The 8,531-nt window shown below is 67.9% G+C and carries 7 protein-coding genes; 5 read left to right on the top strand and 2 right to left on the bottom strand.

All coding sequences use genetic code 11. The annotated features are described in order from the left end of the window. The first annotated feature begins 101 nt into the window (after positions 1-101). The gene (locus AB4Y84_RS07030; RefSeq protein WP_442249924.1) at positions 102-1,118 is read left to right on the top strand and encodes a restriction endonuclease; all 1,017 of its coding nucleotides are present in this window, start codon (positions 102-104) and stop codon (positions 1,116-1,118) included. A 135-nt stretch (positions 1,119-1,253) separates the two neighbouring features. On the opposite strand, the gene hutC is transcribed toward AB4Y84_RS07030, so the two are convergent. Continuing rightward, positions 1,254-1,982, bottom strand: coding sequence for a histidine utilization repressor (gene hutC / locus AB4Y84_RS07035; RefSeq protein WP_165377534.1), 729 nt, complete (start codon positions 1,980-1,982; stop codon positions 1,254-1,256). Positions 1,983-2,010: 28 nt separating this feature from the next. Beyond that, the gene (locus AB4Y84_RS07040; RefSeq protein WP_442249925.1) at positions 2,011-3,381 is read right to left on the bottom strand and encodes a formimidoylglutamate deiminase; all 1,371 of its coding nucleotides are present in this window, start codon (positions 3,379-3,381) and stop codon (positions 2,011-2,013) included. A 67-nt stretch (positions 3,382-3,448) separates the two neighbouring features. On the opposite strand from AB4Y84_RS07040, the gene hutI reads away from it, so the two are divergent. The 4 genes from hutI to hutU form a co-directional block, all read left to right on the top strand. Beyond that, positions 3,449-4,672 (top strand): imidazolonepropionase, encoded by a 1,224-nt coding sequence (gene hutI, locus AB4Y84_RS07045; RefSeq protein WP_442244345.1) that lies wholly within the window; start codon positions 3,449-3,451, stop codon positions 4,670-4,672. Beyond that, positions 4,669-6,210 (top strand): histidine ammonia-lyase, encoded by a 1,542-nt coding sequence (gene hutH, locus AB4Y84_RS07050; RefSeq protein WP_442249926.1) that lies wholly within the window; start codon positions 4,669-4,671, stop codon positions 6,208-6,210. Before hutI ends, hutH begins: the two co-directional genes overlap by 4 nt. After that, positions 6,207-7,061 carry an N-formylglutamate deformylase gene (hutG, locus tag AB4Y84_RS07055; protein WP_025876972.1) on the top strand — a complete coding sequence of 285 codons (855 nt, stop codon included), beginning with the start codon at positions 6,207-6,209 and terminating at the stop codon, positions 7,059-7,061. The genes hutH and hutG overlap by 4 nt, the downstream gene beginning before the upstream one ends. Then, positions 7,058-8,531 (top strand): urocanate hydratase (gene hutU / locus AB4Y84_RS07060; RefSeq protein ID WP_442249927.1); only part of this gene is annotated, 1,474 nt, incomplete at its 3' end. The genes hutG and hutU, both read left to right, overlap by 4 nt.

The raw sequence follows: 8,531 nt of genomic DNA on the forward strand, positions 1-8,531 counted from the left end.
GGGCTGCATCACGGTTGTTGTCGGGAACACCCTGACGCAATCAACCGGTCCGCCCTTTACACTGTGGGCTTCCGTTTTCGCCCCTTCCGTCGTCGCCCTGCATGCTTCCCTGGATTCTGGCCCTGCTGTCGGCCCTGCTTACCTGCACCCTGGCCACCGTGTACCTGTGGTGGTTCAAGCGTCGACGTACCGAAATGCAACTGGGCCTGCAGGCTCTGGCGGGCATGCACTGGCGTGAGTTTTCCACGCTGATCAAGCGCATGCTGCGCGAGCAGCGCGGCCTGCGTGAACTGCAGGATCCGAGCGAGGAAAGCCGCGAGCCGAGCAGCGATTTCCTGCTCAGCGATGGTCCGAACAACTGGCGGGTGTCGTGCAAGCACGGCCTGGCCTATCGCATCGGCACCGCTGCGGTGAACGAACTGGGTGCTGCCGCGCGGCTGGCAGGCGCCAAGGGCGGCATGCTGATCACCGAAGGCCGGGTTGAACGCGATGGCCTGGGCGCTGCGGAAAAGCAGGCAGTGGAAGTAATCGATGGTCCGCGCCTGTGGCCACTGCTGCAGCCCTACCTGCCGGCCGATGTTGAGACCCGCGTGCGCGCCATCGCCCGCCATGAGGCGCTGCGCCGCATCGCCATTGCCGCACTGGCCTCAGTGACGCTGGGCCTGCTGGTCGGGCTTGGCCTGCAGGGCCTGCGCCCGGAACAGGCGGACTCGGTCCCAGCACCGGCCGTTGCACCTGTAGCGCCGCCGGCTGCACGTCCTGTGCCGACGCCCGCCGCGCCGGAAAGCGCCGCGAATGCGCCCGCTCCCATGGTCGCCGCAGCCGCGGCGCAGAATGGCGACGACGCGCGCAGCAATCCCAACCCCGACACCGCCACGCTGGACCGCTACCAGGCTGAACTGGCCCGCGCGCTGGCCGGGCAATCCGGCATCGCCAGCGGTGTCTGGCTGACCCGACAGACGCTGGCGATCAACCGCACCGGCGAACTGGAAACCGTGTGGCCGCGTGTTTGCCAGGAAGTGCTGCGCTACCCTGCCCTGCGCAACGTGCGCGTGCAGCTCAACGCCCGCCCCGGCGTGGATGAGCCGGTGCGCTGGCGGCAGTGCGCGACGTRTTGATGGGCTGAGGCGTGATGGTGCCGAGCTCGCTCGGCTGCTCGTCACCGCATCCACGCATGGCGTGGATCTACTCACGGCGATTCATTCCCGCTTGGCTGAAAGCGCCCTGGGAAGAAGCCGAGCGTGGGTTCGCCCCTATCGCGTCCCAGGCGCGAAACGGGCGACCAGATCCCAGGCATCACCCAGGAACATCTGACGCACGCGGGTGATCGGCTGTTCGCCGCGCCAGGTCAGGCGCTCGATCACCAGGCAGGCGGTACCGGGCTTCACGTCCAGCAGCTTGGCGGTGGGCGCATCGGCGCCCCAGGCGCTGATGCGGTGCTGGGCGCGCGTCCACGACACGTTCTGCAGCAACCAGCTGCCCGGCGCCGTGGTGCTGAAATCCACCTCCAGCACCTCGGGCACGCCGACCGGGCTGATCAGGCGATGCTCCAGCGCCAGCGGCCGGCCATCGGCCAGATGCAGGCAGCGCATCGCCAGCAACTGCTCACTGCCGGCCAACTCCACTTCGCCGGCATTGGCTGCCTCGGCCAGGCGCAGTTCACGCTGCAGCAGCCGGTAGCCGTATTGATGTCCGCGCGAGCCGACCTCCATCGCTATGTCCGGGATCTCCAGCGCCACCTGCTCCAGGTGCGGTGGCTGCCGAGCCACGAAGGAGCCCGCTCGGCGGCGGCGCTCGATCATGCCGCTCTCGGCCAGCGCCGTCAGCACCTTGTTCACCGTCATGCGCGAGCACCCGTACTGCTCCATCAGCTCGTGCTCGTACGGAATGCGGAAGCCCGGCGCCCACTCTCCGCTGAGGATGCGGCTTTCCAGGTCGCTGCGGATGCGCTGGTTGAGCGTGGCGGACTTGCTGGCCTTCACGTGGTGGAGTCTCGATGGTGGGAGGCGATCAGCCCAGCACGCCACGCAGGGCAGCGGCGAAAGCGCTGGTGATGGCCTCGCGCTGCAGGTGGCGGCCGTCGGCCACGCACTGGCGGCCATGGCGCCAGACCGATCGCAGCGCGCCATTACGTGCGGCGAACACCCAGCTGTCAAGCCATGCGTCACCGTGTCGCGCCTGCAACGCGGGGTGCGCGGCGTCCAGTTCAACCATGTCTGCGCTGGCACCTACATGCAGGCCGGCGGCCACACCCAGCGCCTGGGCACCGCCCTGCAGCGCACCCTCGAACAGGAAGCGCCCGGTGCTGCGGCCGGCATCCGGGGCCAACACGTTGCGACCCCGCAGGGTCAGGCGCTGGCCGTACTCCAGCAGGCGCAGCTCTTCTGCGGCATCGATCAGCACGTTGGAATCGGAGCCGACACCGAAGCGCCCGCCCTCGCGCGCGAAGGCCTGCATCGGGAACAGGCCGTCGCCCAGGTTGGCCTCGGTGATCGGGCACAGCCCGGCCACGGCGTTGCTGGCGACCATCTGCGCGCGCTCGTCGTCGGTGATGTGGGTGGCGTGCACCAGGCACCAGCGCGCATCGACAGGGGCATGCTCGTACAGCCACTGCACCGGTCGCCGGCCACTCCACGCCAGGCAGGCCTCGACCTCGCGCACCTGCTCGGCAATATGGATGTGTATCGGGCCATCGGTCAGCGGCAGCAGTGCGCTCAGCTCCTCGCCCGTCACCGCGCGCAGGCTGTGCGGGGCGATGCCGAGCACCGCATCGGGCAGCGTGGCCWGCGCGGTGCGGGCGCCATCAAGCAGCTGCGCGAACCCGTCTACGTCATGGATGAGGCGGCGCTGTGCCGGGTTCGGCGGCGCCCCACCGAAATCGGCGTGTGCATAGAACACCGGCAGCAGGGTCAGGCCGATGCCGGTCTGCGCGGCTGCAGCTGCAATCTGCGCGCTCATCTCGGCGCGATCGGCGTAGGGGCGGCCATCGGCATCGTGGTGCAGGTAATGGAATTCGCCGACGCGGGTGAAGCCGCTTTCCAGCATTTCCATGTAGGCCTGGGCGGCGATGGCCTGCACTGCGTCCGGGCGCAGATGGGCCAGGAAGCGGTACATCAGTTCGCGCCAGCTCCAGAAACTGTCGCCGTCGCCGCCACCGATCTCGGTCAGGCCGGCCATGCCGCGCTGGAAGGCGTGGCTGTGCAGGTTTGGCAGGCCCGGCACCAGGATGCCCACGCGGGCATCGCCTTGCTGCGCAGCCTGCCCACGCGTGACCTCGGCGATGCGCCCGTCCTGCACCTGCAGGCGGACGTCGGCGGCCCAGCCGTCGGCCAGCAGGGCGTGGGCGGCATGGAAGGAGTGCGCGGGACGCGAATCGGACATGGCTGGACAACCCGAATTGGACGCCTATATTGTATAGACATATAAGCACAGCTGCGTTGTGGATGCCATGCACGTCGATACCCTCTGGTCCAACGTCCACCTGATGACCCTCGATGGCGAGGGCCTGGGTGTCCTGCGCGATGGAGTACTGGCCGCCACCGATGGCCGCATCGTGCATGTCGGCCCCGCCGGCAGCGATGCCCATCTGCAGCCGACCACCCGCATCGACGGCGAAGGCCGATGGATCTCGCCCGGTCTGATCGATTGCCACACCCACCTGGTCTACGCCGGCAACCGCGCCAACGAATTCGAGCAGCGCCTGCAGGGCGTGAGCTATGCCGAGATCGCCCGTGCCGGTGGCGGTATCGTCTCTACGGTGCGCGCCACCCGTGCTGCCTCGCCAGAGCAGTTGGCACGCGAGAGCCGCCCGCGCCTGCTGGCGATGCGTGCCGAAGGCGTGACCACCATCGAAATCAAATCCGGTTACGGCCTGACCCTGCAGGACGAGCGCAAGCAGCTGCAGGTGGCACGCGCGCTGGGCGAGGAATGCCGGGTGAACGTGGTGCCGACCTTCCTCGGTGCGCACGCGGTGCCGCCCGGTCGCGAGGCGCAGGAATACACCGATGAGGTGTGCGAGGTGATGATTCCGGCCATCGCTGCAGAAGGCCTGGCCGAGGCCGTGGACATCTTCTGCGAGAACATCGCGTTCTCGCCGGCGCAGGCCCGTCAGGTATTCGAAGCTGCGCGTGCGCATGGGCTGGCGATCAAGATCCATGCCGAACAGCTGAGCAACCAGCATGGCGCCGAACTGGCGGCCGGTTTCGGTGCGCTGTCGGCCGACCATATCGAACATCTGGACGACGCCGGCATTTCCGCGATGGCCGCCGCCGGTACCGTCGCCGTGCTGTTGCCGGGCGCGTTCTACTTCACCCGTGATACCACCCTGCCGCCGATCGCCGCGCTGCGTGCGGCCGGCGTGCCGCTGGCACTGGCCACCGACAGCAACCCCGGCACTTCGCCGCTGACCAGCCCGCTGCTGGCAATGAACATGGGCGCCACCCTGTTCCGCCTGACCGTGGACGAGTGCATCGCCGGCTTCACCCGTGAAGCGGCGCGTGCGCTGGGCCATGGCGAGCGCATCGGCCGCCTGGCCGTCGGCATGGACTGCGACCTGGCGATCTGGGACATCGACGCCCCCGCCGACCTGGTCTATCGCATTGGATTCAACCCGCTGCACGCGCGCGTGGTGCGCGGACAGCCCGACCTGCCTGCCTCCTGGAGCAACACATGAGCAACACCCTGGTTCTTCGCCCCGGCCATGTCACCCTCGCCCAGTGGCGGCAGGCGTATCGCGGTGCGCCGCTGTCGCTTGACCCGGCCGCGTTGCCGGCGGTGCGCGCCAGTGCCGCAACGGTGGCTGCCATCGTCGCCAAGGGCGCACCGGTGTATGGCATCAACACCGGTTTCGGCAAGCTGGCCAGCGTGCGCATCGAACGCGAGGACCTGGCCACCCTGCAGCGGAACATCGTGCTCTCGCATGCCGCGGGCGTGGGCGAGCCGATGCCGGCGAATGTGGTGCGGCTGATGATGGCATTGAAGCTGGTCAGCCTGGCCCAGGGTGCTTCCGGCGTGCGCGAGGAAACGCTGCTGCTGCTGGAAGCAATGCTGGTGAAGGGCGTGCTGCCGGTGGTGCCGGCGCAGGGCTCGGTCGGTGCCTCGGGCGATCTGGCACCGCTCTCGCATCTGGCCAGCGTGATGATCGGCGTCGGCGAGGCCTTCGTCGGCGAAGAACGCCTGCCCGCCATGGACGCACTGGCTCGCGCCGGCCTGCAGCCGGTGGAACTGGGCGCGAAGGAAGGCCTGGCCCTGCTCAACGGCACCCAGTTCTCCACTGCGTACGCACTGGCCGGCCTGTTTGAGATCGAAACCGTGTTCCAGGCCGCACTGGTCACCGGCGCGCTGTCTGTGGAAGCGGCCAAGGGCTCGGATACGCCGTTCGATCCGCGTATCCATGCGCTGCGTGGCCAGCGTGGGCAGATCGCCACCGCCGCCACCCTGCGCACGCTGATGCAGGATTCGGGTATCCGCGAATCGCACCGCGACAACGACGTGCGCGTGCAGGACCCGTACTGCCTGCGCTGCCAACCGCAGGTGATGGGCGCGGCGCTGGACATCCTGCGCCAGGCTGCTACCACGCTGGAAATCGAAGCCAACGGCGTGTCCGACAACCCGCTGGTGTTCACCGACACCGGTGAGGCGCTGTCCGGCGGCAACTTCCACGCCGAGCCGGTGGCCTTTGCCGCCGACATGCTGGCGATGGCCGTGTGCGAAATCGGTTCGATCAGCGAGCGCCGCCTGGCGATGCTGGTCGACCCTGCGCTGTCCGGCCTGCCGGCCTTCCTGACCCCGCGTCCGGGTTTGAACTCCGGCTTCATGATTCCACAGGTGACCGCCGCTGCACTGGTGTCGGAAAACAAGCAGCGCGCGTACCCGGCCAGCGTCGATTCGATTCCCACCTCGGCCAACCAGGAAGACCACGTGTCGATGGCCGCGCACGGTGCACGCCGCCTGATGCAGATGGCCGAGAACGCGGCCAACGTGATCGGCATCGAGCTGCTGGCCGCTGCGCAGGGCTGCGACTTCCATGCGCCGCTGCGCTCCAGCAAGGCACTGGAAAACGTGCGCGCCACGCTGCGTGCACAGGTGCCGATGCTGCAGGAAGATCGCTATTTCCACCCGGACATGGTGATCGCAACCGATCTGGTCCGCAGCGGCGCATTGGCCAAGGGCCTGGCCGAGCTGTTGCCCACGGTGGAACCGCAGGCATGAACGGCCATCCCGAATGGCTGACCGTGCACGAAGGCGATGCGCCGCTGATCGTCAGCTTCCCGCACACCGGCAGCGAGCTGCCGCATGACCTGATCGGCGATTTCCACTCGCCGTGGCTGGCGCGCCGCGATGCCGACTGGTGGGTGCATGAGCTGTACGACTTCGCACGCGGCATGGGCGCGACCACCGTGCGCTCGGCAATCTCGCGTTCGGTGATCGACCTCAACCGCGACCCCAGCGGCGTGTCGCTGTACCCGGGGCAAAACACCACCGGCCTGTGCCCGCTGACCACCTTCGACAACCAGCCGCTGTACCACGCCGGTCGCGAGCCGGACGACGCCGAGATTGCCCGGCGCCGCGACACGTATTTCGCGCCGTACCACAACGCACTGGCCACGCAGATCGCACGCCTGCGTGCACGCCACGGCACCGTGGTGGTGTACGACGCGCATTCGATCCGTTCGCACATCCCGCACCTGTTCGAGGGCGAGTTGCCGCAGTTCAATCTCGGCACCGCCGGGCCGTCCGGTGCACCGGACACCTCCTGCGACAACGCACTGAGCGATGTGGTGGAAAACCTGCTGGCGCTCAGCGGCATGAGCCAGGTGCGCAACGGCCGCTTCAAGGGCGGCTGGATCACCCGCCACTACAGCAGCATTGCCGGTGGTGTGCACAGCCTGCAGATGGAACTGGCCTGCCGCGGCTACATGCACGAGCCCCTGCCCGACCAGGTGGACGAGCACAGCTGGCCCACCCCGCTCGACCCCGACCACGCCGCACCGCTGCGCCATACCCTGGCGCAGGTGCTCAATGCCTGCCTTGAATTCGCTACGAACCGGAGCGCCGCATGACCCGCAACGACCCGTCCCGCACCATCGCCGCACCGACCGGCACCACGCTTACCGCCAAGAGYTGGCTGACCGAAGCGCCGCTGCGCATGCTGATGAACAACCTGCACCCGGACGTGGCCGAGCGSCCGCAGGARCTGGTGGTGTACGGCGGCATCGGCCGTGCCGCACGCGATTGGGAGAGCTTCGATGCCATCGTCGAAACCCTCAAGCGCCTGGACGATGACCAGACCCTGCTGGTGCAGTCGGGCAAGCCGGTGGGYGTGTTCCGCACCCAYGCCGAYGCRCCGCGCGTGCTGATYGCCAACTCCAACCTGGTACCGCGCTGGGCCAACTGGGATCACTTCAACGAGCTGGATAAGAAAGGCCTGGCGATGTATGGCCAGATGACTGCCGGCAGCTGGATCTACATCGGCGCGCAGGGCATCGTGCAGGGTACCTACGAGACCTTCGTGGAAATGGGCCGCCAGCACTACAACGGCAGCCTGGCTGGCAAGTGGCTGTTCACTGGCGGTCTGGGTGGCATGGGTGGCGCGCAGCCGCTGGCCGCAGTGATGGCCGGCGCCTCCTGCCTGGCAGTGGAATGCCGCAAGAGCAGCATCGAAATGCGCCTGCGTACCGGCTACCTGGATACCTGGACGGATGATCTGGACGAGGCCCTGCGCCTGATCGAAGAATCGTGCACCGCCAAAAAGCCGCTGTCGGTGGGCCTGCTCGGTAACGTTGCCGACGTGCTGGACGAACTGCTGATCCGCGGCGTGAAGCCGGACCTGCTGACCGACCAGACCTCCGCCCACGACCCGGTGAACGGCTACCTGCCGCAGGGCTGGACGGTGGAAGAATGGGATGCCAAGCGCGTGACCGCACCGAAGGACGTGGAAAAGGCCGCGCGTGCGTCGATGGCCAACCACATCCGCGCCATGCTCGGTTTCCACTCGCTGGGCRTGCCTACCGTGGATTACGGCAACAACCTGCGGCAGATGGCGCTGGAAGAAGGTGTCGAGGACGCGTTCGATTTTCCGGGTTTCGTGCCAGCCTACATCCGCCCGCTGTTCTGCCGCGGCATCGGCCCGTTCCGTTGGGCCGCGCTGAGCGGCGACCCGGAAGACATCGCCAAGACCGATGCCAAGGTGAAGGAGCTGATTCCGGACAACCCGCACCTGCACCGCTGGCTGGACATGGCCGCCGAGAAGATCAAGTTCCAGGGCCTGCCCGCGCGCATCTGCTGGGTTGGTCTGGGCGATCGTGATCGACTGGGCCTGGCCTTCAACGAGATGGTGGCCAACGGTGAACTGAAGGCGCCAGTGGTGATCGGTCGCGACCATCTGGACAGTGGCAGCGTGGCCTCGCCGAACCGCGAAACCGAAGCGATGGCCGACGGCTCCGATGCTGTGTCCGACTGGCCGCTGCTCAATGCCCTGCTCAACACCGCCAGTGGCGCGACGTGGGTGTCGCTGCACCACGGCGGCGGCG

It is taken from the genome of Stenotrophomonas sp. 2YAF22, assembly GCF_052114665.1.
Lineage (GTDB): Bacteria > Pseudomonadota > Gammaproteobacteria > Xanthomonadales > Xanthomonadaceae > Stenotrophomonas > Stenotrophomonas indicatrix.

Excerpts from the sequence above, each read along its gene's own strand:
- hutG (WP_025876972.1), top strand. The coding sequence starts at position 6,207 with ATGAACGGCCATCCCGAATGGCTGACCGTGCACGAAGGCGATGCGCCG.
- hutI (WP_442244345.1), top strand. The coding sequence starts at position 3,449 with ATGCACGTCGATACCCTCTGGTCCAACGTCCACCTGATGACCCTCGAT.
- hutH (WP_442249926.1), top strand. The coding sequence starts at position 4,669 with ATGAGCAACACCCTGGTTCTTCGCCCCGGCCATGTCACCCTCGCCCAG.